Annotated in this window: 27 protein-coding genes and 1 riboswitch; of the genes, 13 read left to right on the top strand and 14 right to left on the bottom strand. The window is 70.5% G+C overall.

The genetic code is table 11. The annotated features are described in order from the left end of the window. Positions 1 to 145: 145 nt before the first annotated feature. Positions 146 to 775, bottom strand: coding sequence for a TetR/AcrR family transcriptional regulator (locus AQI88_RS23730; protein ID WP_067003184.1), 630 nt, complete (start codon positions 773 to 775; stop codon positions 146 to 148). A 133-nt stretch (positions 776 to 908) separates the two neighbouring features. Between AQI88_RS23730 and nagB the strand changes: the two genes are divergently transcribed. The 6 genes from nagB to AQI88_RS23700 all read left to right on the top strand — a co-directional run bounded on the left by nagB (position 909) and on the right by AQI88_RS23700 (position 8,451). Continuing rightward, positions 909 to 1,694: a glucosamine-6-phosphate deaminase gene (gene nagB, locus AQI88_RS23725; RefSeq protein ID WP_067002806.1), complete on the top strand. Its 786-nt coding sequence runs from the start codon at positions 909 to 911 to the stop codon at positions 1,692 to 1,694. Positions 1,695 to 1,880: 186 nt separating this feature from the next. Further along, entirely contained in the window at positions 1,881 to 2,645 is a 765-nt protein-coding gene (locus AQI88_RS23720; protein WP_067002804.1) for a GntR family transcriptional regulator, read from the top strand. 136 nt (positions 2,646 to 2,781) lie between these two features. After that, entirely contained in the window at positions 2,782 to 3,045 is a 264-nt protein-coding gene (locus tag AQI88_RS23715) for a DUF3311 domain-containing protein (RefSeq protein WP_067002803.1), read from the top strand. Next, the gene (gene mctP, locus AQI88_RS23710) at positions 3,042 to 4,670 is read left to right on the top strand and encodes a monocarboxylate uptake permease MctP (RefSeq protein WP_067002801.1); all 1,629 of its coding nucleotides are present in this window, start codon (positions 3,042 to 3,044) and stop codon (positions 4,668 to 4,670) included. The genes AQI88_RS23715 and mctP overlap by 4 nt, the downstream gene beginning before the upstream one ends. A 150-nt stretch (positions 4,671 to 4,820) precedes the next feature. After that, a riboswitch (cobalamin riboswitch) is annotated at positions 4,821 to 4,949 on the top strand. A gap of 125 nt (positions 4,950 to 5,074) precedes the next feature. Further along, positions 5,075 to 7,438: a ribonucleoside-diphosphate reductase subunit alpha gene (locus AQI88_RS23705; RefSeq protein ID WP_067002799.1), complete on the top strand. Its 2,364-nt coding sequence runs from the start codon at positions 5,075 to 5,077 to the stop codon at positions 7,436 to 7,438. After that, positions 7,438 to 8,451, top strand: coding sequence for a ribonucleotide-diphosphate reductase subunit beta (locus tag AQI88_RS23700; RefSeq protein ID WP_067002797.1), 1,014 nt, complete (start codon positions 7,438 to 7,440; stop codon positions 8,449 to 8,451). The genes AQI88_RS23705 and AQI88_RS23700 overlap by 1 nt, the downstream gene beginning before the upstream one ends. Before the next feature lie 77 nt (positions 8,452 to 8,528). Here the strand turns inward: AQI88_RS23700 and AQI88_RS23695 are convergent, their stop codons facing one another. The 12 genes from AQI88_RS23695 to AQI88_RS23645 all read right to left on the bottom strand — a co-directional run bounded on the left by AQI88_RS23695 (position 8,529) and on the right by AQI88_RS23645 (position 18,979). Then, positions 8,529 to 9,899, bottom strand: a complete 1,371-nt coding sequence (locus tag AQI88_RS23695; protein WP_067002795.1) for a bifunctional albaflavenone monooxygenase/terpene synthase — start codon at positions 9,897 to 9,899, stop codon at positions 8,529 to 8,531. Then, positions 9,896 to 10,978, bottom strand: a complete 1,083-nt coding sequence (gene cyc1, locus AQI88_RS23690; RefSeq protein ID WP_107118645.1) for an epi-isozizaene synthase — start codon at positions 10,976 to 10,978, stop codon at positions 9,896 to 9,898. Before cyc1 ends, AQI88_RS23695 begins: the two co-directional genes overlap by 4 nt. A gap of 259 nt (positions 10,979 to 11,237) precedes the next feature. Further along, positions 11,238 to 11,888 (bottom strand): peptide deformylase, encoded by a 651-nt coding sequence (gene def, locus AQI88_RS23685; RefSeq protein WP_067002791.1) that lies wholly within the window; start codon positions 11,886 to 11,888, stop codon positions 11,238 to 11,240. A 147-nt stretch (positions 11,889 to 12,035) separates the two neighbouring features. Further along, positions 12,036 to 13,043, bottom strand: coding sequence for a tetratricopeptide repeat protein (locus AQI88_RS23680; RefSeq protein WP_067003182.1), 1,008 nt, complete (start codon positions 13,041 to 13,043; stop codon positions 12,036 to 12,038). Between the two features lie 111 nt (positions 13,044 to 13,154). Then, the gene (locus AQI88_RS23675) at positions 13,155 to 14,384 is read right to left on the bottom strand and encodes an HD-GYP domain-containing protein (RefSeq protein ID WP_067002789.1); all 1,230 of its coding nucleotides are present in this window, start codon (positions 14,382 to 14,384) and stop codon (positions 13,155 to 13,157) included. Next, complete coding sequence (locus tag AQI88_RS23670) at positions 14,381 to 15,691, bottom strand: HD-GYP domain-containing protein (RefSeq protein ID WP_067002788.1); 1,311 nt, start codon at positions 15,689 to 15,691, stop codon at positions 14,381 to 14,383. Before AQI88_RS23670 ends, AQI88_RS23675 begins: the two co-directional genes overlap by 4 nt. A gap of 132 nt (positions 15,692 to 15,823) precedes the next feature. Next, a complete protein-coding gene (gene rsrA, locus AQI88_RS23665; RefSeq protein ID WP_067002787.1) occupies positions 15,824 to 16,126 on the bottom strand; it encodes a mycothiol system anti-sigma-R factor in 303 nt (100 codons plus the stop codon). After that, positions 16,123 to 16,830, bottom strand: coding sequence for a sigma-70 family RNA polymerase sigma factor (locus AQI88_RS23660; protein WP_067002785.1), 708 nt, complete (start codon positions 16,828 to 16,830; stop codon positions 16,123 to 16,125). The genes rsrA and AQI88_RS23660 overlap by 4 nt, the downstream gene beginning before the upstream one ends. 255 nt (positions 16,831 to 17,085) lie before the next feature. Then, positions 17,086 to 17,712, bottom strand: coding sequence for an alpha/beta hydrolase family protein (locus AQI88_RS23655; protein ID WP_067002783.1), 627 nt, complete (start codon positions 17,710 to 17,712; stop codon positions 17,086 to 17,088). Between the two features lies 1 nt (position 17,713). After that, complete coding sequence (locus AQI88_RS23650; protein ID WP_067002781.1) at positions 17,714 to 18,529, bottom strand: SOS response-associated peptidase; 816 nt, start codon at positions 18,527 to 18,529, stop codon at positions 17,714 to 17,716. A gap of 148 nt (positions 18,530 to 18,677) precedes the next feature. Beyond that, positions 18,678 to 18,803 (bottom strand): hypothetical protein, encoded by a 126-nt coding sequence (locus tag AQI88_RS48550; protein WP_279616565.1) that lies wholly within the window; start codon positions 18,801 to 18,803, stop codon positions 18,678 to 18,680. Further along, a complete protein-coding gene (locus tag AQI88_RS23645; RefSeq protein ID WP_159050382.1) occupies positions 18,779 to 18,979 on the bottom strand; it encodes a hypothetical protein in 201 nt (66 codons plus the stop codon). Before AQI88_RS23645 ends, AQI88_RS48550 begins: the two co-directional genes overlap by 25 nt. Positions 18,980 to 19,478: 499 nt before the next feature. Between AQI88_RS23645 and AQI88_RS23640 the strand changes: the two genes are divergently transcribed. The 4 genes from AQI88_RS23640 to AQI88_RS23625 all read left to right on the top strand — a co-directional run bounded on the left by AQI88_RS23640 (position 19,479) and on the right by AQI88_RS23625 (position 23,084). Next, a complete protein-coding gene (locus tag AQI88_RS23640; RefSeq protein WP_067002777.1) occupies positions 19,479 to 20,201 on the top strand; it encodes a M50 family metallopeptidase in 723 nt (240 codons plus the stop codon). 134 nt (positions 20,202 to 20,335) lie between these two features. Next, entirely contained in the window at positions 20,336 to 21,649 is a 1,314-nt protein-coding gene (gene aroA, locus AQI88_RS23635; protein WP_067002775.1) for a 3-phosphoshikimate 1-carboxyvinyltransferase, read from the top strand. A gap of 16 nt (positions 21,650 to 21,665) precedes the next feature. Then, entirely contained in the window at positions 21,666 to 22,676 is a 1,011-nt protein-coding gene (rsgA, locus tag AQI88_RS23630) for a ribosome small subunit-dependent GTPase A (protein WP_067002773.1), read from the top strand. A gap of 84 nt (positions 22,677 to 22,760) precedes the next feature. Continuing rightward, positions 22,761 to 23,084, top strand: coding sequence for a DMT family transporter (locus AQI88_RS23625; RefSeq protein WP_067002771.1), 324 nt, complete (start codon positions 22,761 to 22,763; stop codon positions 23,082 to 23,084). Positions 23,085 to 23,222: 138 nt separating this feature from the next. Here the strand turns inward: AQI88_RS23625 and AQI88_RS23620 are convergent, their stop codons facing one another. Then, on the bottom strand, positions 23,223 to 23,828 hold the full coding sequence (locus tag AQI88_RS23620) for a TetR/AcrR family transcriptional regulator (RefSeq protein ID WP_067003180.1): 606 nt from the start codon (positions 23,826 to 23,828) through the stop codon (positions 23,223 to 23,225). A gap of 364 nt (positions 23,829 to 24,192) precedes the next feature. On the opposite strand from AQI88_RS23620, the gene hisN reads away from it, so the two are divergent. The 3 genes from hisN (at position 24,193) to AQI88_RS23605 (ending at position 26,105) form a co-directional block, all read left to right on the top strand. After that, on the top strand, positions 24,193 to 24,993 hold the full coding sequence (gene hisN, locus AQI88_RS23615; protein WP_067002769.1) for a histidinol-phosphatase: 801 nt from the start codon (positions 24,193 to 24,195) through the stop codon (positions 24,991 to 24,993). 149 nt (positions 24,994 to 25,142) lie between these two features. Further along, complete coding sequence (locus tag AQI88_RS23610) at positions 25,143 to 25,538, top strand: CBS domain-containing protein (protein ID WP_067002766.1); 396 nt, start codon at positions 25,143 to 25,145, stop codon at positions 25,536 to 25,538. 150 nt (positions 25,539 to 25,688) lie between these two features. Then, positions 25,689 to 26,105 carry a Fur family transcriptional regulator gene (locus tag AQI88_RS23605; protein WP_067002764.1) on the top strand — a complete coding sequence of 139 codons (417 nt, stop codon included), beginning with the start codon at positions 25,689 to 25,691 and terminating at the stop codon, positions 26,103 to 26,105. Positions 26,106 to 26,135: the final 30 nt, after the last annotated feature.

Below are 26,135 nucleotides of genomic sequence, written 5' to 3'. Positions count from 1 at the left end.
GTGCGGGGAAGACGGAAGCTGTTCAGTTTTCCCTACGATGGCACGCTGCACATTCTGGACTAGACCACGATGGCGTGTCCATGCGCGTGGGGGTAGGTGTTGAAGTTTGTGGGCACGCGATGCCACGCAGCCTAGCCCGCCCGGGTCAGTCGCGGGGCCAGATGGCCATGGCAATTTCCGCGAGCGCCTCCAGTTCCGCCCGGCCGGCCCCGTCCCGGGCCTGCTGGGACATGCCCTGGATCATCGCTCCGGTGTGCCGGGCGAGGGCCGCGGAGTCGGTGCCGGCCGGCAGCCGCCCCCCGGCCACGTCGGCCCGGATTCGGGATTCGAGGGCGGCGATGCTCGCGTTGCGCCGCTCCCGCAGTAGCCGCTCGACCTCGGGGCTGGTGCAGTTGGTCGCCGCGTGGACGACCAGGCAGCCGTAGGGGTGGGCGGGGTCGGTGTACTCGGCGGCGGCTTCGCGCAGCGTCCGTTCGACGGCGGCCCGGGCGGTGGGTTCCCCGGCGAGGGCGCGGTCGCCGAAGGCGCCGTAGGTGTCGGTGTAGACGCGCACGACCTCCTCGAACAGGGTCCGCTTGTCACCGAAGGCCGCGTAGAGACTCGGGGCGCCGATGCCCATGATCCGGGTGAGGTCGGAGACCGAGGTCGCCTCGTAGCCGTGCTCCCAGAAGGCCATGAGCGCCTTCTCCAGCGCGGCGGCACGGTCGAAGGAGCGCGGACGGCCACGGGGCCTGTCCGTCCCGGCCTGCCGTTTCGTCTCCTGACCGGTCACCATGGAGGGCATTTTATAGCGCCTCCTAGAGAAATGTCGGCGGGACGGCGAGAGCCCTTCCCGCACTCCCCCTTCCGACCCCGGCTCTGTTAGATTGGTCTAAACCACATAGCGACTTCAGAACGGCAGGCCCAGCGTGGAAGTTGTCATCGTTCCGGACGCCGCGGCGGGCGGCGAGCTGATCGCCGAGGCCATGGCCCGGCTGCTGCGGCGCAAGCCCGACGCCCTGCTCGGTGTGGCCACCGGCTCCACGCCGCTGCCCGTCTACCAGGCGCTGACCGCCAAGGTGCGCTCCGGCGCCGTGGACGCCGCGCGGGCCCGGATAGCCCAGCTCGACGAATACGTCGGACTGCCCGCCGAGCATCCCGAGTCCTACCGCTCGGTGCTGCGCCGGGAGGTGCTGGAGCCGCTCGGCATCGGGATGGACGCGTTCCTGGGCCCGGACGGCACGGCCGAGGACGTCCAGGCGGCGTGCGAGGCCTACGACCGGGCGCTCGCGCAGGCCGGCGGAGTGGACCTGCAACTGCTGGGGATCGGGACGGACGGGCACATCGGGTTCAACGAGCCGTGCTCCTCGCTCGCCTCGCGCACCCGGATCAAGACGCTGACCGAGCAGACCCGGATCGACAACGCGCGCTTCTTCGACGGCGACATCTCACAGGTGCCGCACCACGTGATCACGCAGGGCATCGGCACCATCCTGGAGGCCCGGCACCTGGTACTGCTCGCGACGGGCGAGGGCAAGGCGGACGCGGTCGCCGCCACCGTCGAGGGACCGGTCGCGGCCGTCTGCCCGGCCTCCGCGCTCCAGCTGCACCCGCACGCCACGGTGGTCGTCGACGAGGCCGCCGCCGCCAAGCTCAAGCTGGCCGACTACTTCCGGCACACCTACGCGAACAAGCCGGACTGGCAGGGCATCTAGTCCGGGGTGCCGGTCCTGGCACCGGCGCTCGCCCCGTTGGACTAGACCAACACCGGGTCCGACGGTATATAGAGGAGATCACGGAGCGTGCGGGTGGAGCCCTGACCCACGAAGCCGTGCCACGATGTGAGCCGTGGCCGATGGGATGTCGGTCGCTTTCGGCATCAGGAGCCGGGAAGGCAGAGCATGAGCACCGACGTCGGCAGTGCGGAGAACGAGGCCGGGGCGACGGTCCGTACCGCGCGCGTACCCAAGTACTACCGCTTGAAGAAGCACCTGCTCGACATGACGGAGACGCAGGCGCCGGGCACTCCGGTCCCGCCCGAGCGCACGCTGGCGGCCGAGTTCGACACCTCCCGCACCACCGTCCGCCAGGCCCTGCAGGAACTCGTCGTCGAGGGCCGCCTCGAGCGCATCCAGGGCAAGGGCACCTTCGTCGCCAAGCCGAAGGTGTCGCAGGCGCTGCAGCTGACCTCCTACACCGAGGACATGCGCGCCCAGGGCCTGGAGCCCACCTCGCAGCTGCTGGACGTCGGCTACATCACCGCCGACGACCGGCTCGCCGAACTGCTCGACATCACGGCCGGCGGACGCGTGCTGCGCATCGAGCGGCTGCGCATGGCCAACGGCGAGCCGATGGCGATCGAGACCACCCATCTGTCGGCCAAGCGCTTCCCGGCCCTCAGACGCTCGCTCGTGAAGTACACGTCCCTGTACACCGCCCTCGCCGAGGTCTACGACGTCCATCTCGCCGAGGCCGAGGAGACCATCGAGACCTCGCTGGCCACCCCGCGCGAGGCGGGCCTGCTCGGCACCGACGTGGGCCTGCCGATGCTGATGCTGTCCCGCCACTCCCTGGACCGCGAGGGCAAGCCGGTGGAGTGGGTGCGGTCCGTCTACCGAGGCGACCGGTACAAGTTCGTGGCGAGGCTCAAGCGCCCGCAGGACTAGGCGTCGTCGGGGTCTTCACACCTCAACTCCCAAATCGACATACCGATATGCGGACGAGGTCTTCCGCTGCCGTGACACCGTCACCTAGATTGCCTGCGCATTACACAGGTGATCAGCGAGGGGACGGAGCCGTGGCATGTCCGAAACACCTGAAGTGAGACCACCGGTCGTGACACCGGCCCGCGTGGTCATCGGCCTGTGTCTCGTCGCACCCTTCGTGGCGATGCTGTGGGTCGGCTCGTACGCCAAGACGGACCCCGCCTTCATCGGGATCCCGTTCTTCTACTGGTACCAGATGCTGTGGGTGCTGATATCCACCGCGCTCACGATGCTGGCGTACCAGCTGTGGCAGCGTGACCAGCGCACCCGCAAGGGCACGGACGGGGGTGCGGCGAAGTGAAGGACGGCGTCAACGGCGTCGCGCTCGGCGTCTTCATCTTCTTCTTCCTGGCCGTCACGGTCATGGGCTTCCTGGCCGCCCGCTGGCGCAGGCCCGACAACGAGCAGTCCCTGGACGAATGGGGCCTGGGAGGACGGTCGTTCGGCACCTGGATCACCTGGTTCCTGCTCGGCGGCGACCTGTACACGGCGTACACCTTCGTCGCCGTGCCCGCAGCGGTCTACGCGGCGGGCGCGGCCGGCTTCTTCGCGGTGCCGTACACCATCCTGGTCTACCCGCTGATCTTCACGTTCCTGCCGCGCCTGTGGTCGGTGTCCCACAAGCACGGCTACGTGACGACCTCGGACTTCGTGCGCGGCCGCTTCGGCTCCAAGGGCCTGTCGCTGGCCGTGGCGCTCACCGGCATCCTCGCGACGATGCCGTACATCGCGCTCCAGCTCGTCGGCATCCAGGCGGTGCTGGACGTGATGGGCGTGGGCGGCGGGGAGAACACGAACTGGTTCGTGAAGGACCTGCCCCTGCTCATCGCCTTCGGTGTGCTCGCGGCCTACACCTACTCCTCGGGCCTGCGCGCCCCCGCGCTGATCGCGTTCGTGAAGGACGGGCTGATCTACATCGTGATCGCGGTCGCGATCATCTACATCCCGATCAAGCTGGGCGGGTTCGACGACATCTTCGCCAAGGCGGGCCACGCCTTCAGCCAGGTCAACCCGGCGACGGGCAAGCCACGCGGCGCGCTCGCCCCGCCGGAGGCGAACCAGTGGACGTACGCCACGCTGGCGCTCGGCTCGGCGCTCGCCCTGTTCATGTACCCGCACTCGATCACCGCGACGCTGTCGTCCAGGAGCCGTGAGGTGATCCGCCGCAACACCACGATCCTGCCGCTGTACTCGCTGATGCTGGGCCTGCTGGCCCTCCTCGGCTTCATGGCGATCGCGGCCGGAGTGAAGGTCACCAACGGCCAGTTGGCCATCCCGCAGCTGTTCGAGGACATGTTCCCGGACTGGTTCGCGGGCGTGGCCTTCGCGGCGATCGGCATCGGCGCGCTCGTGCCCGCGGCCATCATGTCCATCGCGGCGGCGAACCTCTTCACCCGCAACATCTACAAGGACTTCATCAAGCCGGATGCCACGGCCGAGCAGGAGACCCGCGTCTCCAAGCTCGTCTCGCTGCTGGTGAAGGTGGGCGCGCTGGTCTTCGTCCTGACGATGGACAAGACGGTCGCCATCAACTTCCAGCTGCTGGGCGGGATCTGGATCCTGCAGACCTTCCCGGCCCTGGTCGGCGGCCTGTTCACCCGCTGGTTCCACCGCTGGGCGCTGCTGGCCGGCTGGGCGGTCGGCATGGCGTACGGCACGCTCGCCGCGTACGGGATCGCCTCCCCGACCCAGGCGCACTTCGGCGGCAACGCCAAGGAGATCCCGGGCATCGGCGAGATCGGCTACATCGGCCTGACGGCGTTCGTCCTGAACGCCGTCGTCGCGGTGGTCCTGACCTTCGTCCTGAAGGCCGTAAAGGCCCCTGAGGGCCTCGACGAGACCAGCCCGGAGGACTACACGGCGGACGCGGGCGACCAGGGGGTCCAGGTGGAGCTTCCCCCGGCCACCGCAGGAAGCGCTCACTGAGCCGACCACGCACAACCCGCAGCGGGCCGCCGACAAGCAACAACGGCGGCCCGCTCTCCTGCCCCCTGCCATACGGAAGTTGACGCTCTGAAGCCACCGCAACACACAACAGACACAACATCTGGTGGTGACACGACAGCCCGGCACTAGATGTATGCTCATCCTCGCTGTCGCCGCAGGGGAATCCGGTGCGAATCCGGAACTGTCCCGCAACGGTGTACTTGTGTGCATCCGCACGCCTGTGTCAGTCCGAGGACCTGCCGCCAGCACGCACCCGGCCGTCCGGTCCGGGTGCCTTGAGACGTCCGGGCCTCGTGGAATGGGCCGGTGGACGCGACGCCGTGCGCGCTCGTGCTGCCCCCTGCCCTCCGCAAGGCCCCGTGCCGAGCGAGGGAGAGCCCCACGTGACCATCGCGCCAGCCGACCCGGCTTCAGTCAGCGACCTGGAGACCGACGGTCCCGGTACCGCGCTGCTGCGGACCCTGACCGAGCTGACCGCCGACCTGCCCGACGCCGACCCCGGCCGGGTCGCCGCGGCCGCGCTGCGGGGCCGGTCGGCGCGGGCCGACGAGGCGGAGTTGCGCGAGCTGGCCACGGAGGCGGCCGCCGGCCTCATCTCCGAGGACCCCGCCTACTCCCGGCTGGCCGCCCGGCTGCTGACCCTCACCATCCGCGCCGAGGCCGCCTCGCAGGGCGTGACGTCCTTCACCGAGTCCGTCGCCGTGGGCCACCGCGAGGGTCTCGTCGCCGACCGGACCGCCGAGTTCGTCCGGCTGCACGCCGGCCGGCTGGACTCCCTGATCGACCCGCTCGCCGACGACCGCTTCGGCTACTTCGGCCTGCGCACCCTGCACAGCCGCTACCTGCTGCGTCACCCGATCACCCGCCAGGTGATCGAGACGCCCCAGCACTTCATGCTGCGCGTCGCCGCCGGCCTCGCCGAGGACGACAGCACCCGCGCGCTGGACGAGGTCGCGGCGCTCTACGGGCTCATGAGCCGCCTCGACTACCTGCCCTCCTCCCCCACGCTCTTCAACTCCGGTACGCGTCACCCGCAGATGTCGTCCTGCTACCTGCTGGACTCCCCGCTGGACGAGCTGGACTCCATCTACGACCGCTACCACCAGGTCGCCCGCCTCTCCAAGCACGCCGGCGGCATCGGTCTGTCGTACTCCCGGATCCGCAGCCGCGGTTCGCTGATCCGTGGCACCAACGGGCACTCCAACGGCATCGTCCCGTTCCTGAAGACCCTGGACGCCTCGGTGGCCGCGGTGAACCAGGGCGGCCGGCGCAAGGGTGCCGCGGCCGTCTACCTGGAGACCTGGCACTCCGACATCGAGGAGTTCCTGGAGCTGCGGGACAACACCGGTGAGGACGCCCGCCGTACGCACAACCTGAACCTCGCGCACTGGATCCCGGACGAGTTCATGCGCCGCGTGAACGCTGACGGACAGTGGTCCCTGTTCTCCCCCGCCGACGTGCCCGAGCTGGTCGACCTGTGGGGCGAGGAGTTCGACGCGGCGTACCGCAGGGCCGAGGAACAGGGCCTCGCGAAGAAGACGATCCCGGCCCGCGATCTGTACGGCCGCATGATGCGCACTCTCGCGCAGACCGGCAACGGCTGGATGACCTTCAAGGACGCCGCCAACCGCACCGCCAACCAGACGGCGGTCCCGGGCCATGTCGTCCACTCCTCCAACCTCTGCACGGAGATCCTGGAGGTCACGGACGACGGGGAGACGGCGGTCTGCAACCTGGGTTCGGTCAACCTCGGCGCCTTCGTGAGCGACGGGGAGATCGACTGGAAGCGGCTCGACGAGACGGTCCGCACGGCCGTCACCTTCCTCGACCGCGTGGTCGACATCAACTTCTACCCGACCGAGCAGGCGGGGCGGTCGAACGCCAAGTGGCGCCCCGTCGGCCTCGGTGCGATGGGTCTGCAGGACGTCTTCTTCAAGCTGCGCCTGCCCTTCGACTCGCCCGAGGCCAGGGCCCTGTCCACGCGGATCGCCGAGCGCATCATGCTCGCCGCGTACGAGGCCTCCGCCGACCTGGCCGAGCGGAGCGGGCCGCTGCCGGCCTGGGAGAAGACCCGTACGGCCCAGGGCGTCCTGCACCCCGACCACTACGACGTCGAGCTGAACTGGCCCGAGCGCTGGGCGGCCCTGCGCGAGCGGATCGCCGCGGTCGGCATGCGCAACTCGCTGCTCCTCGCCATCGCCCCGACCGCCACCATCGCCTCCATCGCGGGCGTGTACGAGTGCATCGAGCCCCAGGTCTCCAACCTGTTCAAGCGCGAGACCCTGTCCGGCGAGTTCCTCCAGGTCAACTCGTACCTGGTGAAGGACCTGAAGGAGCTGGGCGTCTGGGACGCGCGGACCCGGGAGGCGCTGCGCGAATCCAACGGCTCGGTGCAGGACTTCGTGTGGATCCCCGCGGACGTGCGGGCGCTGTACCGCACGGCGTGGGAGATCCCGCAGCGCGGGCTCATCGATATGGCCGCCGCCCGGACCCCGTTCCTCGACCAGGCTCAGTCCCTGAACCTGTTCCTGGAGACGCCGACCATCGGCAAGCTCTCCTCGATGTACGCGTACGCCTGGAAGTCGGGCCTGAAGACCACGTACTACCTGCGCTCGCGCCCGGCGACCCGGATCGCCCGCGCGGCACAGGCGCAGACGCAAGCGACCATCCCCGTCCAGCAGGTGGCCGACCCCGACGCCGTCGCCTGCTCCCTTGAGAACCCCGAGTCCTGCGAGGCCTGCCAGTAATGTCCACCCGTAACACGAATCTCCTCGACCCGGGCTTCGAGCTGACCCTGCGCCCCATGCGCTACCCGGACTTCTACGAGCGCTACCGGGACGCCATCAAGAACACCTGGACCGTGGAAGAGGTCGACCTCCACTCGGACGTCGCCGACCTCGCCAAGCTGACTCCGGGCGAGCAGCACCTGATCGGCCGCCTGGTGGCCTTCTTCGCGACGGGCGACTCGATCGTCGCGAACAACCTGGTGCTGACGTTGTACAAGCACATCAACTCCCCGGAGGCGCGCCTGTACCTGTCGCGCCAGCTGTTCGAGGAGGCCGTGCACGTCCAGTTCTATCTGACGCTGCTCGACACCTACCTGCCCGACCCGGAGGACCGCGCCGCCGCCTTCGCGGCCGTGGAGAACATCCCGTCCATCCGTGAGAAGGCCGGGTTCTGCTTCAAGTGGATCAATGAGGTCGAGAAGCTGGAGCGCCTGGAGACCAAGGCGGACCGCCGGCGCTTCCTGCTCAACCTCATCTGCTTCGCCGCGTGCATCGAGGGTCTGTTCTTCTACGGCGCCTTCGCGTACGTCTACTGGTTCCGCAGCCGGGGTCTGCTGCACGGTCTCGCGACCGGCACCAACTGGGTGTTCCGCGACGAGACGATGCACATGTCCTTCGCCTTCGACGTGGTCGACACCGTCCGCAAGGAGGAGCCGGAACTCTTCGACGACGAGCTCCAGCAGCAGGTCACCGACATGCTGCGCGAAGCCGTCGAGGCCGAGTTGCAGTTCGCGCGCGACCTGTGCGGTGACGGCCTGCCGGGCATGAACACCGACTCGATGCGGCAGTACCTGGAGTGCGTGGCCGACCAGCGCCTGACGCGCCTCGGCTTCGCCCCGGTCTACGGCTCGGAGAACCCCTTCTCCTTCATGGAGCTGCAGGGCGTCCAGGAGCTGACCAACTTCTTCGAGCGCCGCCCGTCCGCGTACCAGGTGGCGGTGGAGGGCACGGTCGACCTCGACGAGGACTTCTGAGCCGTCTCGCGGGAACTTCTACCGGCGCGCGTTCGGGGGCCCCTGGGCCGTCTGAGCGCGCACCGGTAGCCGGCGTCCTACCAGGGCTGCGGCGTGAGCAGCAGCCGGTGGGGCCGCAGCGTGATGCCCACGCGCGTGGTGTCGTTCGACCCGCTGACCTGCTCGAAGCGGTACTTCGCCGAGATCGCCGCGGTGATCAGGCTCAGCTGGGCCATGGAGAAGTGGTCGCTGGGGCACTTGCGGTTGCCGACGCTGAAGGGACTCATGGCGTACTTCGGCACGTCCTTGGCCCGCTCGGGCAGCCAGCGGTCGGGGTCGAAGTCGAGGTGGCGGTCGTAGGAGCGGCCGTCGCGCTGGATGGCGTAGGGGCTGTAGACGATGTCCGCCCCCGCCGGAATGCGATAGCCGCCGAGCGCGGTGTCGGTCACCGCGCGCCGCGTCAGAATCCACACGGCGGGCCGCAGCCGCATGGCCTCCACGACGACATTGTTGGTGTGCCTAAGGGCCCGGACGTCCGCGAATCCGACCGGCCGGCCGCCGGTGACGGATTCGACCTCGGCACGCACCTTCTCGGCGTGTTCCGGATGTTCCGCGAGGACCTGGAGCAGCCACATGATCGTGGAGGCGACTGTTTCGCTTCCGGGGGTGACTATCGCGACCACCTGGTCGTGGATCTCCTGTTCCCCGATGGGGTCGCCATTGTCGTCCTTCGCCTCCAGCAATGCCGTCAGCAAATCGTCCGGCTTTTGACCAGATGCCCTCCGCTCGGCGACGATCTCGTCGACCAGCAGATGCAAATCGGCCAGTGCGCGGTTGAATTCGCGGTTGGCCGGGAACGGCAGCCGGTACAAGGGCCCGAGCGGGATGACCATCCTGCGGTACATACCACGGAAGAGCGTGGCGAGGTCGATGCTCAGCCGCTCCGCGCGCTCGTCCATGAAATCGCCGCGCAGCAGGCAGCGGGCCGCGATACGCACGGCGACCCGGAACGACTCCGAGGTGCAGTCGATGGTCTCGCCGGGCTGCCAGCGCTCGGTCAGCCCGTGCGCCTCCTCCTCCATGACCGGCCCGTAGGCGGGGATCGCGTCGAGCCGGAACGCGGGCTGGATGGTGCGCCGCTGGCGGCGGTGGCGCGGGCCGTTGGCGGTGGCGACGCCCTCCTTGCCGAGCAGCCCTTCGAGGGACTCCCACAGCGGCCCGTCGATCTTGTAGTCGGGGCTGAGGGCAAGTGCGCCGGTGAGCGCCGGTGCGGTGACGGCGTACACCGTCTTGGGGCCGAGCTTCAGGCGCACGACGTCGCCGTGCGCGCGCAGCCCGGACATGAAGGCGAGCGGGTCGCGGACCAGTTGCAGGCCGTGGCCGAGGATCGGGAGGGCACCGCCGGCGAGAGGCGGTTCGCGCAGTTCCGTCGTCTCGGAGGTCACGGGCTTCACAGACTCGACGGTCATTTCTCACCTGCCGCTTCGTTGTTGACGTACGGGGGCGTGGACCGGTCGTCCCAGTTGTCGACCATGTACCGGCCCGACTCGTGGTGGAACCAGTAGACGGCACTGAACCAGTTCCGCATGCTGCCGACGCAGGCGCGCACGGCGGCGCCCAATTCCCTTCCCAAGACCGTGCCGTCGGCGAGTTCGTCGGCGAATCGCAGGGCGTCCCGCTCGGCGTCGAGGAAATCACGGATGCATTTCTCGACGCGTCGCCTGACTTCGTCCACGGCTTCTTCGAGGGTCAGTGCCTCATGGGTGATGAGACTGATTCCGAGATTGTGCACCTCGTCGCCCGCTATTTCTTTCGGCAGCGAGCAGAGGTCGTTGTACCAGGCGGCGAATTCCTGGCTCAGCAGCGCCGGACGGCGATAGGCCGGATGTTTCCTTACGCGGTCCGGGAGTTCACGCCCGGCGCTCGGCTCCAGCAGGTCCGTCCATATCCAGTGCGCAAAGGTGTGCCGCCTCAGGGCGAGATATTCCTCGACCTTCGGAATATGCCCTGTGATCCTGTTGCGGAACTCGCGGTCGTAGGCCTCGATCACCGCGTGGAAGTGCCGGGCGAACCGCCGGTTCCAGGTGCCCGGCAGGAACGAGTACAGCCGCAGCACGCTGTCCGCGAACCCCGCCACCAGGGGGGCCGGGTGGTGCAGATGGTGCCGGGGGGCATCGAGGGCGGTGTGCAGGCGGTACCTCAGGCGCCGCCAGTCGGCCGGCCTCCGGTGCACGATGTCACGGTCGTGGCGGTCGTCCCAGATGAAGAACCAGGCGCTGTAGTCCGCTATGGCCTGCAGGACCTCGTCGGGCGCACTGGTGTAGTACCCGGCCATCAGGTCGGTGTAGCAAAGACCATCGGCATATTCCCGTACCTTGTCCGCCGGCATGAGCCGTTTTTCCAGGAGCCACTGACGGGTCTTCTCCTGAAGCTTTGGCCAATACGGGTGGAGTTGTCGGGGAAACATGTCCTCGATCACCGGGAGGGCAAGCGACGGCGGTACTGCGACCGCTGTCGACGATGTGGTGCCGTGTGAGAAAGCGTGCACGAACAGTCCCCTCTCAGCCGCCTGAAGCGCCCGCCCCTCCGATGCGTGCCGGGCGTGCGCCGTTGCGTATCCCCGCACTTCCCATTCAGCACCACAACTGACCGCTATGGGAACGGATTTGCTTCCATCACCACCCCAAGATGCCGGGATTCTTGCGGCGAACAAACGAACGACGCCCGGTCGGGAAGGATCCCGACCGGGCGTCGCAGCGGGCGTCATGGCTGCTCCGCAGGGTCGCCGTACGTCTCGGCTGGACGCCTCAGTCGTTGGCGACCACCGGGTAGCGTGGCTCATTCTCGGCCATCTGCCGCAGGGCGTCCTTGCGGTCGCGCTTGGAGAGGCGGTCGATGTACAGGTAGCCGTAGAGGTGGTCGGTCTCGTGCTGCAAACACCGTGCGAAGTACCCGGTGCCGCGGACCTTGATCGGGTTGCCCTGCTCGTCCTGGCCGGTCACCTCGGCGTAGTCGGGACGCGCGAGCGGCGCGTACGCGGTGGGTACGGAGAGGCAGCCCTCGTTGCTGTCGTCGAGGCGGCGCCTGTCGGCGGGCAGGTCGACCAGCTTGGGGTTGCAGACCACGCCGGTGTGGCGGACGCCCTCGTCGTCCGGGCAGTCGTAGACGAAGACCTTCAGATCGACACCGATCTGGTTGGCGGCCAGGCCCACGCCCTCGGCGGTGTGCTGGCTGGCGAACATGTCCGCGACGAGCTGCTGGAGCTCCTCGCCGAACTCGGTGACGTCCTTGCACTCCTTGTGCAGCACCGGGTTGCCGACGACCGTGATCGGCCGCGAGGTGCCGCGCTCGCGCCAGGCCTGCTCGCGCTCCTCGCAGTCCTCCGTGTCGACGACATACCCCTCGTCGTCGACGGGGAGCACGCCCGCGTGCTGCTGATCGGTGTCCTGCTGCGCCATGACCGACGTACGCCTTCCTCAGGAAAACAGGTGGTGAAGTTGCTGATACAGGGTACGGGGCGCGCCCTGAAGGGGCGCGGTCTGCGTCAATATGCGGCTCCGCCGCATGGGCGCGACCAGCCACGACGACGCAGCCGCAGGACGGCCTCAGCAGACCTCTTCGAGATCCCGCCAGTCCCGCGAGTCCGGGCTGTCCGCGACCCACCCGTCCAGCAACCCTCGAACCAGCGCGGCCGGCGCGGCCACCCCGCACTCCCGCTCCGGCACCCACAGCTGCCCGTCCGTGCGGTGCCCCAGCGGTCCGGGATGACCCGGCTCACTGTGGTCGTGCGGATCCAGATGCACACCCTCGCCCTCGTCGGAGGGCATCCGGGACTCGGAGCACATCCGGCACAGCAGCCGCACCGAAGACGACCAGTCCTCCGCCGCGAACCCCGCGTCGGCGGCCAGCTGCTCCAGCGCGTCCCGGTCGGCCTCGGTGGCTGCCTCCAGCAGCACCACCCAGGTGGGCACGGGCGAGGGCGCCCACAGCTCGATCTCGTCGAAGACCGGGTAGCTGTGTCCCGCGGACGTCGTGCGCTCGCCGTGCGGGACGCCGTCGTGCAACACGACCTCGCCCCAGCGCCGCCCGGACGAGGGCAGCGGAATGGACAGCACCTCGATCCGGGCCGGATCCAGCCTGCGGCCCCACACGACCTCGGCCTCGCCTTCCGGGGAGAGCCGTACGGCCGCGCTGCCCAGCTCCATGCCGAGCGGCTCGTCCGAGGCGGTGGCGCCTCCCCCGGTCTTCGACCGGGAGGGGCTCCCGGGCACCTTGAGCCCGTAGGCCTGCCAGGCGCGGCGGGCCAGCGGCCAGTCCTGCAGGGCGGTGGCGGCGATGCCGACGTTCCACCAGTCGGGGGCGCCGGTCTCCCTCTCCAGGAGGGCCACCGCACGCAGTCCGGCGGCGCGGGCCTGCTCCCAGTCGTGCCGGAACTTGTGCAGCAGGGCGAGGTTGAACCAGGACTCCGACAGCCAGGGTTCCAGGTCGGCGGCGCGTGTCAGCAGCTCGCCCGCGTCCTCGTACCGGCCGTCGCCGATGAGCGTGAACGCGCGGTCGGTGGCCTGCCGCCAGGAGGCGGAGGGCCGGTGCCGTCCCTTGCCGAAGATCCTCACGATTCCCGCCTGCCAGTTCCAGTTCCGCACAGTGGGCTGGCTTGTGCCCCCGGACACCCTCTCCCTCGCATCCAACCACGTACGCCGGGAAGGTCGCTCATTACCCATGGGTTACCCCGCCACGGGCAGGGTCAGACAGTCCCGGGACAGAACCCGGGCCAGCGACTCCACGACCTCGGGAGCGTAGTCCCCGGCGGTGGCCAGGCGCAGCTCCTCCAGTGCCCTGAGCGGCCCGTCGGACCCGGCCTCGCGGGCCTTCTCCTCGTAGGCGTTCACGGCTCTGACGATCCGGGCGGCGAGCGGCTGCTCCCGGCAGGGGTCGGCCTGCCGCTCCACGACCACGGCGACCGCCGCGTCCACCCCGGTCTGCCGTACGACGGCCCCGCCGAGCAGTGCGATGCGCCGCTGCTCCTGCGCGGGCAGGGCGGCGGTGGCGCCGGCCGGGACGGGGTCGACCAGGCTGAGCTGGCCGATGTCGTGCATGAGGGCTGCGTACTCCAGGACGGTCAGTTCGGCTTCGGTCAGGCCCAGGTCCCGGCCGACGGCCAGGCTGAGCGCGGCGACCCGGCGGGCGTGCCCGGCGGGGGTGTACCCGGCAATCTCGGTGGCCCGGGCGAGGGAGGCGATGGTCTGCCGGTAGGTGGCGCGCACGGCGGCGTAGCGGCGCACGGACAGCTGGGTGAGCAGCAGCGGCAGGCAGAACACCGGCAGCGCCCACAGTCCGGCGACGGCGACCGCGAGCGCCATCACCGCGCCGGTCGCGCACACGGCGGATCCGATGCCGAGCAGCCCGCGCAGTTCGTCGCGCAGCAGCGGGCCGAAGGGCCAGCGGGTGCGGGAGTGGGCGAGGGCGGCGGCGAGGACGGCGTCGCACAGGGCGGTGAGCACGAGCAGGGCGACGAGCAGCACGGCGTAGGCGGGGCCGCTCCACTGCGTGAACACGCCCTTGTTGTAGAGGGGCTGGAAGCAGACGGCGGCGAAGCCGACGGTCAGGACGCGGCGGGCGAGGTGGTCCAGGGTCGGGCTGCGGCCGCACCAGATGTGCGGGACGCCGCCCAGCAGGGAGGCGGCCAGGACGATGGTGACGACCTGGGGGGCGTCGTGCTGGGTCGGCTGTCCCGCGTCGGCTCCCAGCAGGGCGTACGACAGCGATCCGGCGGTGCCCAGCGGCGCGGCCTGGCGCACCTGCGCACCGCTCCAGCGGGTCAGCTCGCCGACGGCTATGAGCACGCCGAAGGCGAGCCCCACGCCCCGCTCGTGGATGCCGCTCCAGAAGGTGACGGCGAGGGCGGCGGCCGCGACCAGGGCGGCGGAGCCATGGATGAGCCGGAGGGCGGTCATCGGGGTGCCCCGCTGCGGCTGCCGGTGACCGGCTCCTGGGCCGGGATCCCGCAGGGCGCCTCGTCGGCCGTGACGGCCGGGTGCCAGCCGTGGCGGCCGAGGGCCCGGGCGAGCGCCGCGACCATGCGCGGGTCGAACTGGGTTCCCGCGCACCGCTCCAGCTCCGTGACCGCCGTCTCGACGGGCCGGGCCCTGCTGTAGGAGCGGGTGGAGGTCATCGCGTCGAAGGCGTCGGCGACGGCCACCACCCGGGCGCACTCGGGGATCTGACCGCCCGCCAGCCCGTACGGGTAGCCGCTGCCGTCGAGCCGTTCATGGTGATGCAGGATCGCGGTGCGGGCCTCACCGAGGAAGGAGATCCCGCGGACCATCTCGTGGCCGTACTCGGGATGCAGTTCGATGATCCGCCGCTCCTCGGGAGTCAGCGGGCCGTCCTTGCGCAGCAGCCGGGTGGGCACGCCGAGCTTGCCGACGTCGTGCAGGATGCCGGCGAAGCGCAGCACCTCGACGCGCTCGTCGTCCATGCCCAGTTCGCGGGCGATCATCACGGAGGCCTGTCCGACCCGCTCGCTGTGGCCGCGGGTGTAGCCGTCCTTGATGTCGACGGCCTGCACCAGCGCGCGGATGGTGGCCTGGTGGGCGGCCCTCTCCCGGTGGTACTGGGCGAAGACCCAGCAGGAGACGCACATCGGCAGCAGCACGAGCAGCGCGGCGACGGGCCCGTAGGGGCTGCGCCACAGCACGGCCATCATCAGCCCGGCGAGTCCGTGCACCGCGACCGGCGCAAGCGAGCGGGACAGCAGCCCGCGCCAGGCCCTGCGCAGCGGCACGTGCTCGGCCGTGGCGAGGATCCCGCCGTCGAGTGCGGCGAGCACCAGGCAGAAGGCGAGGACGGCCGCCCCGGCGGGCACGAGGGCGTAGGGGAAGTCGCAGCCCACGACGGCGTCCCGGCCGCCGAGCGCCCCGTGCACCCGGGCCGCGGCCCACACGGCGAGCGAGGGCTGCGCGGCCCGCCAGACGCGACGTAGCCACACGGGGCGCTGTTCGACGCGGGCGAACAGGGCGGCCGGCAGCGGGACGAGCGCGGCGGCGGCCGGCGGCAGCAGGAACGCCCCGGCGAGCAGAACGGGGTAGAAGGTGCCGCCCAGACGACGCCCTACGACGTGCTCGCAGGCCGCGTACAGCGCGGCGAGCAGGGCGAGCGCCCACCAGGGCGCGTGGGTGGCCGGCAGAGGCAGGACGCAGAGCACGGCCAGCAGGGCGACACAGGCGACGTAGCCGCGTGCCCTCGCCGGAACCGCCTCCATCACACCCTCCCCCCGACCATGCCTGTCCAGGCTCGGAGCCTAGGGCGGGAATCGGAGGGGACGGGGGATTATGACCCGAGGATTAGCACGTTCGGGTGACGGCCGGCGCTCGGCTCTTTCGAGCCGTGCGGCTCAGCTCTCCTGCGGCGTGGCGGTCACGTCGTGCTCGGGGACGGCCTGGCCGGAGCGGATCAGGTCGATCCGCCCCATGACCTTGGCGCGCAGGTCGGCGGGCACGTCGTCATGCCCGCAGCACCGCTTGACCAGCTTCTTCACGGCCTGCTCCAGGCCGTACTTCTCCAGGCACGGAGAGCATTCCTCGAAGTGGTGCTGGAACTTGTCGCGATCGACGTCCGGCATCTCGCTGTCGAGGAACTCGTACAGATGGTCGAGGACCTCACTGCAGTCCGTCTCGTGCGGATCTCCGCAGCTCATGAGCCCGAACCTTTCGCTTCGTTCGACTCTCCGGCGCCCGCCGGGACCAGCCCGCGCTCACGGGCGTAGTCCTCCAGCATGCCGCGCAGCTGACGGCGGCCCCGGTGCAGCCGGGACATCACCGTACCGATGGGTGTCCCCATGATGTCCGCGATCTCCTTGTACGCAAAGCCCTCCACATCCGCCAGATAGACGGCGATGCGGAACTCCTCGGGGATCGCCTGCAGCGCTTCCTTCACGTCCGAGTCGGGCAGGTGGTCGAGCGCCTGCGACTCGGCGGAGCGCAGACCTGTCGACATGTGCGACTCGGCGCGGGCGAGCTGCCAGTCCTCGATCTCCTCGGCCGCGCTGCGCTGGGGCTCGCGCTGCTTCTTGCGGTACGAGTTGATGAAGGTGTTGGTGAGGATCCGGTACAGCCACGCCTTCAGATTGGTGCCCTCGCGGAACTGGTGGAAGGACGCGTACGCCTTGGCGTACGTCTCCTGCACCAGGTCCTCGGCGTCGGCCGGGTTGCGCGTCATGCGCAGCGCGGCCGAGTACATCTGGTCGAGGAATTCGAGCGCGTCCCGTTCGAAGCGCGCACTGCGCTCCGCGTTCGACTCGGAGCCGGTCTCCGTGTCCGCCTCCGCGCTCACGCCCTGGCCCTCGGGCAGCTCCGCCTGGCCGTTGTCGGTCCCTGCGTCGGTCCCAGTGACCGGACCCACCTCCTCAAGATCCCGGGCAGGACCGAAACCGGTCCCACTCGTTTCGGAGGATAGAACACGACCCGTGCCTGCCGCCCCTCGAATAGGAGCGGTCTTGGCCGCGTGCAGCACCGTCCAGTCCAGGTCAAGGCGGCTGCTACGGCTCGGGCAGGTGGTCGAACCCATGCGGCGGACTTCCTCTCCTACGACGTCGGTGCCGTTGCTCAGCACTTCTGTCCGCCACAACAGCACTCCGCCGCGCAACATTCCCTGGCCTCACCCGAGTGACGCGACCCACTCCACGACGCCGTCGGTGACGATCTCCAGCGCCCGCTCCTGGGTGATCTCCGCACGCTTGGGCACGGCGAACCCGTGATCGCCGTACGCCACCTCGACCAGCTCGTACGCCCCCTCGGGGAACTCCTCCGGCTTCCCGAAGGGATCGTTCCCGCCCTGCACGACCAGCGTGGGGACTCCGGCACCGAGCAGCTCGTCGGCGCGGGAGCGCTCCGGCTTGCCCGGCGGGTGCAGCGGGAAGCTCAGCGCGAGCACGGCGTGCGCGCCCAGCTCGGTGGCGGTCCGGCAGGCGACCCGGGCGCCCGCGCTGCGGCCGCCGGAGATCACCGGCAGCTCCATCCCGGCCAGTGCGGGCCAGATGCCGCGCCAGCCGGTGTCCAGGGTCTTCGGTGCGGGCGCGACCTTCTTGCCCGCGACCCGCCAGGGCTGCTCGACGAGGGCCACGGTCACACCGTGCCCCGGGAGCACCCGGGCGAGCGCCTGCACGTCCGGCGCCTCGATGCCACCGCCGGCCCCATGGCTGAGGGCCAGCACCAGCCGCGCCTTCTTCGCCCGGTGCCAGGTGACGCGTGCGGTCCCGGCGTCGGTCTCGACAATCTCGATCACGCTAGAAGAGTGTGCCCTCTTCCGGCGCCTCCAGCTCCTTCAGCAGCTCCGGGCCGTTGTTGCGGACGTTGCTGACAGCGGTGGAGACCGGGTAGGCGCGCATCAGGCCGGGCCCGGGCGGGGTCAGCAGGCCGAGCAGGTCGTCCGGGTCCGTGCGGGACGGGTCCAGCCAGGCGTCCCAGCGGTCCGGGGTGAGCATCAGCGGCATGCGCGGATGGATCTCGGCGAGGGAGTACGGGCCCTCGGCGGGGGCGACGGCCAGCGGGGTCTGCTCCGCCTCGGTGGTGATCACCGAGCAGGTGACCCACCACGCCTGGGGGTGATCTTCGGGCAGGGTCCGGTCCCGCCAGAACTCGTACAGCCCGGCCATCGCGAAGACCGAGCCGTCGGCGGGCAGCACGAAGTAGGGCTGCTTGCGCGGCCGCTTCTTCTTCCCCTCCACCTCCAGCTCCCGCTCGTCCTTGCCGGTGACCCACTCGTAGTAGCCGTCGGCGGGCAGGATGCAGCGCCGGGCGGCGAAGGCGCGCCGGTAGGCCGGCTTCTCGTGCACGGTCTCCGCGCGCGCGTTGATCATCCGGGCGCCGCCCTCGGGCGTCTTGGCCCAGGAGGGCACCAGTCCCCACTTCAGCCTGCGCAGCTGCCGAACCGGCCGCGGCTCGGCCGCGTCTTTCAACGGACGGTCGAGGACGGCGTAGACCTCCTTGGTCGGAGCCACGTTGTAGTCCGGCTCCAGGGTCTCTTCGGGCTCCCACTTCTCGATCTCGAAGACTCCTGCGAGATCCTCGGGCCTACGACTGGACGCATACCGTCCGCACATCTGTGACCACCCCTCCGACCTGCGAAAACGGTCGCCTGGAGGTGAGCTGCCCGTCCATGTCCACCGTCTCCCTGATGTTCTTGCGTCCCAGCCACCGGGACACGTCCAAGAGTGGCAGACCGCTGCTGGGCGCGGTTCCCCGTGCTGATCAACCCGTCAGACGCCGGTCCAGGTCGGTCAGGCGGTCGGGGGTGTCGTAGAGGAGGAGCAGCAGACGCGGGGCGGCACTGTCGTTGCCCGCGGCCTCGCTCAGAACGGACAGGAGGACGGGCATCTCGTGCGGCGGTGCGGCGGTGCGTCGGCGAGGAGGTCCGCGGCCTCGCGCAGTCCGGCGGCCCACTCGGTGAACAGGTCCTGGCGGGTACGGCTGCGGGAGCCGCGCACTTCGTACGACGCGGAGGCGTCCGGCACCTCGGACAGGGGGCGCAGCCAGGCTGTCGTACGGATCATGACGGTGGTCTCCTTCACACGCTGACGCGGATTTCCCCTTCAGTCCCTGCTCAGTACTTGGTAGTGGTCCCAGGTCGCGAAGACGTTGCCGGTGAGCGGGTTGCGGATGATGCGCCGCAGGCCGCGGTCCGGTGAGCGCGTCGAGGTGTGCTCGTCGATGTCGTACTCGACGTAGGGGGCCGTCCGGCCGTTGCCGGTCGAGAAGGCGCGGGACGGCGGCTCGTGGCGCGCCTGCTGCTCGAACGCGGCGAGGTCGCCGCTGCGGTCGTTGAACGTGCCGTGTCAGGACGCGTTCCCTGGGGTGGTCTCAGGTGCCTCCAGGCCGGCGCACAGTCAGTACAGGCAGCGTCAGAGCCCCGGATCACTCCGGGGCTCTAACGCTGTGACCTGCATGTTTACCGTCCAGGAACGATTACTGCGACGTCGGCGTCTCAGATACCGTCCGCCCATACGTGTCACACTGCCAGACTCCGTACGACGACAGGAGCCACTGCCGGACATGGACAGCCTCGCCGCCACCGCGCTGCCCGACCTCTGGGACCGGCTCACCGGCACCCAGCCCGACCCCGACCTGTGGGTGGTGCTCGCCACGGCCGCGGCTGCGTTCGCCGCAGTCGCCCCGCACGCTCTCTGGCGCGTCTCCCGCAACGCCATCACCATCGCCCACGAGGGCGGCCACGGCCTGGTGGCCCTGCTCACCGGCCGGCAGCTGACGGGCATACGCCTGCACTCCGACACCAGCGGCCTCACGGTCAGCCGCGGCAAGCCGTACGGCCTGGGCATGATCCTCACGGCGGCCGCGGGGTACACGGCACCCTCGCTGCTGGGCCTGGGCGGAGCCGCTCTGCTGGCCGCGGGCCGCATCACGCTGCTGCTGTGGGTGGCGACGGCCCTGCTGGTGGCGATGCTGGTGATGATCCGCAACGCGTACGGGGTCCTGACCGTGGTCCTGGCCGGGGGCGCCTTCCTGCTGGTGTCCTGGCTGGCGGGCCCCCAGGTACAGGCCGCTTTCGCGTACGCGGTGGTGTGGTTCCTCCTGCTCGGCGGAGTACGGCCGCCGTTCGAGCTCCAGGCCAAGCGGGTCCGGGGCCAGGCGGGCGACTCGGACGCGGACCAGCTGGCGCGGCTGACGCACGTACCGGCGGGGCTGTGGCTGTTCCTGTTCTATGCGGTGTCGCTGTGCTCGGTGATCGGCGGAGGACGCTGGCTCTTGCAGGGATGAGGGTGCCGGGCCCGTAGGGGCAGCCCCCTCAGGGGCGGGACCGTATCGCTGTGCCGCCCCGCGTCAGCGCGACCGGCCCCCACGGCCCGCGGACGACGACGGCCCCTTCCTTGCCCTCCTTATAAAGTGGCCCCATGGCCCCGAACACTGCCCCCGCCCTCTGGCCCGCCCCGCACGCGAGCGGAGCCGTCGACGCGACGGTCCACGTGCCCGGGTCCAAATCGGTCACCAACCGCGCCCTCGTCCTCGCCGCCCTCGCCTCCGAGCCCGGCTGGCTGCGCCGTCCGCTGCGCTCGCGCGACACCCTGCTGATGGCCGGCGCCCTGCGGGCCATGGGCGTGGAGATCGAGGAGGGGGTCGGCCCGGACGGTTCCGGCGAGGCCTGGCGGGTGCTGCCCACGGGTCTGCGCGGTCCGGCCACGGTCGACGTCGGCAACGCCGGCACGGTGATGCGCTTCCTGCCGCCGGTGGCCGCGCTGGCCGACGGCCCCATCCGGTTCGACGGGGACCCGCGGTCGTACGAGCGCCCCCTGAACGGCGTGATCGACGCGCTGCGCACGCTCGGCGCCCGGATCGACGACGACGGCCGCGGCGCGCTGCCGCTGACCGTGCACGGCGGCGGGGCCCTGGACGGCGGCCCGGTGTCGGTCGACGCCTCCTCGTCCTCCCAGTTCGTGTCGGCGCTGCTGCTGTCCGGCCCGCGTTTCAACCAGGGTGTCGAGGTGCGCCACACCGGCGCGAGTCTCCCCTCCCTGCCGCACATCCGGATGACCGTGGAGATGCTGCGCGCGGTCGGCGCCCAGGTGGACACCCCGGAGTCGGGCGGCGAGCCGAACGTGTGGCGGGTGACGCCGGGCGCGCTGCTCGGCCGGGACCTGACGGTCGAGCCGGACCTGTCGAACGCCCAGCCGTTCCTGGCGGCGGCCCTGGTCACCGGCGGCAAGGTGCTGATCCCGGACTGGCCGGCGCGCACCACCCAGCCGGGTGACCGGCTGCGGGAGATCTTCACCGAGATGGGCGGCACCTGCGAACTGACCGAGTACGGGCTGGAGTTCACCGGCTCGGGTGCCATCCACGGCATCGACGTGGACCTGGGCGACGTGGGCGAACTGACCCCGGGCATCGCGGCGGTGGCCGCCCTCGCGGACTCCCCCTCCACCCTGCGCGGCGTGGCCCATCTGCGGCTGCACGAGACGGACCGGCTGGCCGCGCTCACCAAGGAGATCAACGAACTCGGCGGCGACGTCACCGAGACGGCCGACGGCCTCCACATCCGCCCGCGCGCGCTGCACGGCGGGGTCTTCCACACCTACGAGGACCACCGCATGGCGACGGCCGGTGCGATCATCGGCCTGGCGGTCAAGGGCGTGCAGATCGAGAACGTGGCGACGACGGCGAAGACCCTGCCCGACTTCCCCGACCTGTGGACCGGGATGCTGGGGAACTGACGGGCGGACTGGGACCATGCGCCGTTACGGCAAGCACACCGACGAGGACGACATCCGCAGCCGTCCCAACCGCAAGGGCAACCGGCCGCGTACCAACATCCGGCCCAAACACGAGGACGCGGCCGAGGGCCTGGTCCTCACGGTCGACCGGGGCCGGCTGACCTGCCTGGTCGAGGACCGTCCGGTCATGGCGATGAAGGCCCGCGAACTGGGCCGCAAGGCGGCCGTGGTGGGCGACCGGGTGGCCCTGGTCGGCGATCTGTCCGGCCAGAAGGACACGCTCGCGCGGATCGTGCGCATCGAGGAGCGCAGCTCGTTGCTACGTCGTACGGCCGATGACGACGATCCGTACGAGCGGGTGGTCGTGGCCAACGCCGACCAGCTGGCGATCGTCACCGCGCTCGCCGACCCGGAGCCGCGCCCGCGCCTGATCGACCGCTGTCTGGTCGCGGCCTACGACGGCGGTCTGGAGCCGCTACTGGTGATGACCAAGTCGGACCTGGCCCCGCCGGACAAGCTGCTGGAGCTGTACGGCCACCTCGACATCCCCTATGTCGTCACCAGCCGCGAGGAACTGGAGAACGGCGACGCGGCGGACCGGGTGCGCGAGTACCTGAACGGCAAGATCACCGCCTTCGTGGGTCACTCGGGCGTGGGCAAGACGACCCTGGTCAACGCGCTGGTCCCGGAGGACCGCCGCCGTACGACGGGCCACGTCAACGCGGTGACCGGCCGCGGCCGCCACACCACCACCTCGGCGCTCGCCCTCCCCCTGAGCGGTGCGCAGGGCTGGGTCGTCGACACCCCGGGCGTGCGGTCCTTCGGCCTCGCGCACATCGACCCGTCGCGGGTGATCCACGCCTTCCCGGACCTGGAGCCGGGCACGGAGGGCTGCCCGCGCGCGTGCAGCCACGACGAGCGGGACTGCGCGCTGGACGCGTGGGTCGAGGAGGGCCATGCGGACCCGGCGCGGCTGTACTCGCTGCGCCGGCTGCTGTCCACGCGGGAGCGCACGGAGGGCGACTGAGCACCGCGTTGTTTGCCGGGGTGCGAGCCCGGTAAGTGCATACTCGCACCGAACCGGTGATCCGGACCTACGGGAGGACAGCACATGGCGTGGCTGCTGGTCGTCGTGGCCGGGATCCTGGAGACCGGTTTCGCCGTGTGCCTGAAGCTCTCGCACGGGTTCACCCGCCTGTGGCCGACGATCGCCTTCGCCGCCTTCGCACTGGGCAGCTTCGGCCTGCTGACCCTCTCGCTGAAGAAGCTCGACGTCGGCCCCGCGTACGCCGTGTGGACCGGGATCGGTGCGGCGGGCACGGCGATCTACGGCATGGTCTTCCTCGGTGACCTGGTGTCGACCCTGAAGATCGTCTCGATCTCCTTCGTCATCGTCGGTGTGATCGGCCTCCAACTGTCGGGCTCGGCCCACTAGACGGCCTCGCGGACGGGCCGGCCGAGGGCCGCGAACCGGCCCAACTGACGGCGTACGACAGCCACTTCTTCATGCCGGACCAGGCGGGCGAGCTGCCGGACGCGGCCGGCTGGAACCTCCAGGGCGCCCACCGGCCCGTCAGATCACCTGTCCGGGGAGCGCGCCGCGCACCAGCTCGGCGATGCCGCCCTCCCCCGGCGGCGCGGCCACACAGGACAGCGCGAGCCGCACGACGAACTCACAGGACCGCGCGAGCTCGCAGTCGTCGGCCTTCGCCGTGCCGGGTCCGCCCAGCACCATCACCGCCCGGTCCCGCACGATCCGCACCAGGTCGCCGGGCGAGGGCAGCGGCCCGTCCGCCCGGCGCTGCGCGGGTACGGCTGAGGAGGACGGCACGGCGGCGAGCGTCGGCGCGGGCAGACGCTCGCTCCAGCAGCCGGTGAGCATGGCCCGCACCAGCGCGTTGTCCCGGGCGGCCGACGCCGTCCACTCGGCGGCGGCGGTGAGCCGGCCGCACGGGTCGGTGTGCGTGGCGAGCGCCCGCTCCACCCCGGCGAGATACCCGTCGGCCTCCCGCCGCACCAGCGCCCGGGCCAGCCCCTCCTTGCTACCGAACTCGTTGTACAGCGTCTGTCGGGACACCCCGGCCGCCGCGGCCACGTCGACCATCCGCACGGCGGACCACGGCCGGCGCGCGAGGGCCGTATAGGCGGCGTCCAGTAGGGACTCCCGGGCTGCAGGCATCATCGCCTCCCTGGGGCAAGCGGCACTGCGCCCAGATTTGACGCGCATACATGCACTGTCAAGGGTTCTCGGGCGTGCGAGGGGGCGCGCATCGGCCACGGTGCACCCATGCGACCGTGCCCTACGGCACACCGTTGAACGGCAGACCGTGCCCGACGGCACACCGTTGAACTGCGGACCGTCCCGGGGTCCGGCTCCGTGGGGCTGATCGCGCAGTTCCTCGCGCCCGGCGTCGGCGCCGGTGAGCGGCGACCCCTCCTCGTCCAGGCTCAGCCGACCCGTACCTCTCCACACGGCCCAGCCGACCCGCCCACCCACGGCCCCCTGTAGCCCGCTATCGGCCACGGAAGATACCGTTCGTCACATGCCGGACTACCTTGACGACCTCCGTCTCGCCCACGTCCTCGCCGACGCGGCCGACGCGGCCACCATGGCCCGCTTCAAGGCCCTCGACCTGAAGGTGGAGACGAAGCCGGACATGACCCCGGTGAGCGAAGCGGACAAGGCGGCGGAAGAGCTCATCCGCGGTCAGCTCCAGCGCGCCCGCCCCCGGGACGCCATCCTCGGCGAGGAGTACGGAGTCGAGGGCACCGGCCCCCGCCGCTGGGTCATCGACCCGATCGACGGCACCAAGAACTACGTCCGCGGCGTGCCCGTCTGGGCCACGCTCATCTCCCTGATGGAGGCGGGCGAAGGCGGCTACCAGCCCGTCGTCGGCGTCGTCTCCGCCCCCGCCCTCAACCGCCGCTGGTGGGCCGCGCAGGGCCACGGCGCCTTCACCGGCCGCAGCCTGTCCTCCGCGAGCCGCATCCACGTCTCCCGCGTCGGCAAGCTGACGGACGCCTCCTTCGCGTACTCCTCGCTCAGCGGCTGGGAGGAGCAGGGCCGTCTGAACGGCTTCCTCGACCTCACCCGCGAGGTGTGGCGCACGCGCGCGTACGGCGACTTCTGGCCCTACATGATGGTCGCCGAGGGCTCGGTCGACCTCTGTGCGGAGCCGGAGCTGTCGCTCTGGGACATGGCCGCCAACGCGATCATCGTCACCGAGGCCGGCGGCACCTTCACCGGCCTCGACGGCCGCCCGGGCCCGCACAGCGGCAACGCGGTCGCGTCCAACGGCCTGCTGCACGACGAGTTGCTGGGGTATCTCAACCAGCGCTACTGAGCACCATGGGAAAGCTGCGGCACGCCCCTCAACTAGCCGCGCGCGCCCTCTTGTTGACCTCCGCTTTACCTGGCACTCTGAGGCCACCCTCACTTGTGAACTTGTGAATCTCCGCACACGCCGGAGATTCGTAGGAGGTGGCCCCAGTCATGCTCGTCCGCGACGCCATGAGCACCGTGATCCTCACCGTCGGCCCCGCCCACACCCTCCGCCAAGCAGCCGCCCTGATGTCCGCACGCCGCATCGGCGCCGCCGTGGTCCTCGACCCCGACGCCGGCGGCATCGGCATCCTCACCGAACGCGACATCCTCAACTCCGTGGGCCTGGGCCAGAACCCGGACACGGAACGCACGCACGCCCACACCACCACCGACGTCGTCTTCGCCGCCCCGACCTGGACCCTGGAGGAGGCGGCCCGGGCCATGGCGCACGGCGGCTTCCGACACCTGGTCGTCCTCGACCGCGGCGAGCCCGCCGGCATCGTCTCGGTCCGCGACATCATCCGCTGCTGGGCCCCGGCGCGGGAGCCGGCGCCCGCGCTCTGAGCACGCCGGGCGGGCCGGACCCCACAGGGAGCCGGCCCGCCCGGTGAGGTTCTTGCCCCCCTCACCCTGATTAGATATTGTCTAAATCAAATAAAGTTCCAAAGTCACACCTGATCGGAACCTGGTCTCCTTGCTGTTAGGCTGGTCTCCATGAGCGACCTTCTGGAACGGCTGCGCGGACGCGGATGGCGGATGACCGCGCAGCGGCGCGTCGTGGCCGAGGTCCTCGACGGCGAGCACGTTCACCTGACGGCCGACGAGGTCCACGCACGGGCCGTCGCGAAGCTGCCCGAGATCTCCCGGGCGACCGTCTACAACACGCTGGGTGAGCTGGTCTCCCTCGGTGAGGTGCTCGAGGTCACCACGGACAAGCGCGCCAAGCGGTACGACCCGAACGCGCACCAGCCACACCACCACCTGGTCTGCGCCCAGTGCGGCGCGATCCGTGACGTGCACCCCACGGGCAACCCGCTCGCCGACCTCCCCGACACGGAGCGCTTCGGCTTCACGGTCTCGGACGTCGAGGTGACGTACAGGGGGCTGTGCCCGAACTGCGCGGGCGCGTGACACTCGGCTGACACTGGGGGGCGTAAGCCC

It is taken from the genome of Streptomyces cellostaticus, from assembly GCF_001513965.1.
GTDB lineage: Bacteria > Actinomycetota > Actinomycetes > Streptomycetales > Streptomycetaceae > Streptomyces > Streptomyces cellostaticus.
The sequence above is the reverse complement of the archived record's forward strand: the minus strand, read 5'-3'. Positions and strand labels throughout refer to the sequence as shown.

What these genes read in the sequence shown, in the direction of transcription:
- AQI88_RS23695 (WP_067002795.1), bottom strand. Translation starts at nt 9,899, where the DNA reads ATGACCGTCGAGTCTGTGAAGCCCGTGACCTCCGAGACGACGGAACTG.
- hisN (WP_067002769.1), top strand. Translation starts at nt 24,193, where the DNA reads ATGCCGGACTACCTTGACGACCTCCGTCTCGCCCACGTCCTCGCCGAC.
- AQI88_RS23640 (WP_067002777.1), top strand. Translation starts at nt 19,479, where the DNA reads ATGGACAGCCTCGCCGCCACCGCGCTGCCCGACCTCTGGGACCGGCTC.
- AQI88_RS23700 (WP_067002797.1), top strand. Translation starts at nt 7,438, where the DNA reads ATGTCCACCCGTAACACGAATCTCCTCGACCCGGGCTTCGAGCTGACC.
- AQI88_RS23645 (WP_159050382.1), bottom strand. Translation starts at nt 18,979, where the DNA reads ATGATCCGTACGACAGCCTGGCTGCGCCCCCTGTCCGAGGTGCCGGAC.
- AQI88_RS23670 (WP_067002788.1), bottom strand. Translation starts at nt 15,691, where the DNA reads ATGGAGGCGGTTCCGGCGAGGGCACGCGGCTACGTCGCCTGTGTCGCC.
- AQI88_RS23720 (WP_067002804.1), top strand. Translation starts at nt 1,881, where the DNA reads ATGAGCACCGACGTCGGCAGTGCGGAGAACGAGGCCGGGGCGACGGTC.
- rsgA (WP_067002773.1), top strand. Translation starts at nt 21,666, where the DNA reads ATGCGCCGTTACGGCAAGCACACCGACGAGGACGACATCCGCAGCCGT.
- AQI88_RS23610 (WP_067002766.1), top strand. Translation starts at nt 25,143, where the DNA reads ATGCTCGTCCGCGACGCCATGAGCACCGTGATCCTCACCGTCGGCCCC.
- def (WP_067002791.1), bottom strand. Translation starts at nt 11,888, where the DNA reads ATGGCGCAGCAGGACACCGATCAGCAGCACGCGGGCGTGCTCCCCGTC.
- rsrA (WP_067002787.1), bottom strand. Translation starts at nt 16,126, where the DNA reads ATGAGCTGCGGAGATCCGCACGAGACGGACTGCAGTGAGGTCCTCGAC.
- AQI88_RS23675 (WP_067002789.1), bottom strand. Translation starts at nt 14,384, where the DNA reads ATGACCGCCCTCCGGCTCATCCATGGCTCCGCCGCCCTGGTCGCGGCC.
- AQI88_RS23605 (WP_067002764.1), top strand. Translation starts at nt 25,689, where the DNA reads ATGAGCGACCTTCTGGAACGGCTGCGCGGACGCGGATGGCGGATGACC.
- AQI88_RS23620 (WP_067003180.1), bottom strand. Translation starts at nt 23,828, where the DNA reads ATGCCTGCAGCCCGGGAGTCCCTACTGGACGCCGCCTATACGGCCCTC.
- AQI88_RS23730 (WP_067003184.1), bottom strand. Translation starts at nt 775, where the DNA reads ATGGTGACCGGTCAGGAGACGAAACGGCAGGCCGGGACGGACAGGCCC.
- AQI88_RS48550 (WP_279616565.1), bottom strand. Translation starts at nt 18,803, where the DNA reads ATGCCCGTCCTCCTGTCCGTTCTGAGCGAGGCCGCGGGCAACGACAGT.
- AQI88_RS23715 (WP_067002803.1), top strand. Translation starts at nt 2,782, where the DNA reads ATGTCCGAAACACCTGAAGTGAGACCACCGGTCGTGACACCGGCCCGC.
- AQI88_RS23625 (WP_067002771.1), top strand. Translation starts at nt 22,761, where the DNA reads ATGGCGTGGCTGCTGGTCGTCGTGGCCGGGATCCTGGAGACCGGTTTC.
- aroA (WP_067002775.1), top strand. Translation starts at nt 20,336, where the DNA reads ATGGCCCCGAACACTGCCCCCGCCCTCTGGCCCGCCCCGCACGCGAGC.
- AQI88_RS23650 (WP_067002781.1), bottom strand. Translation starts at nt 18,529, where the DNA reads ATGTGCGGACGGTATGCGTCCAGTCGTAGGCCCGAGGATCTCGCAGGA.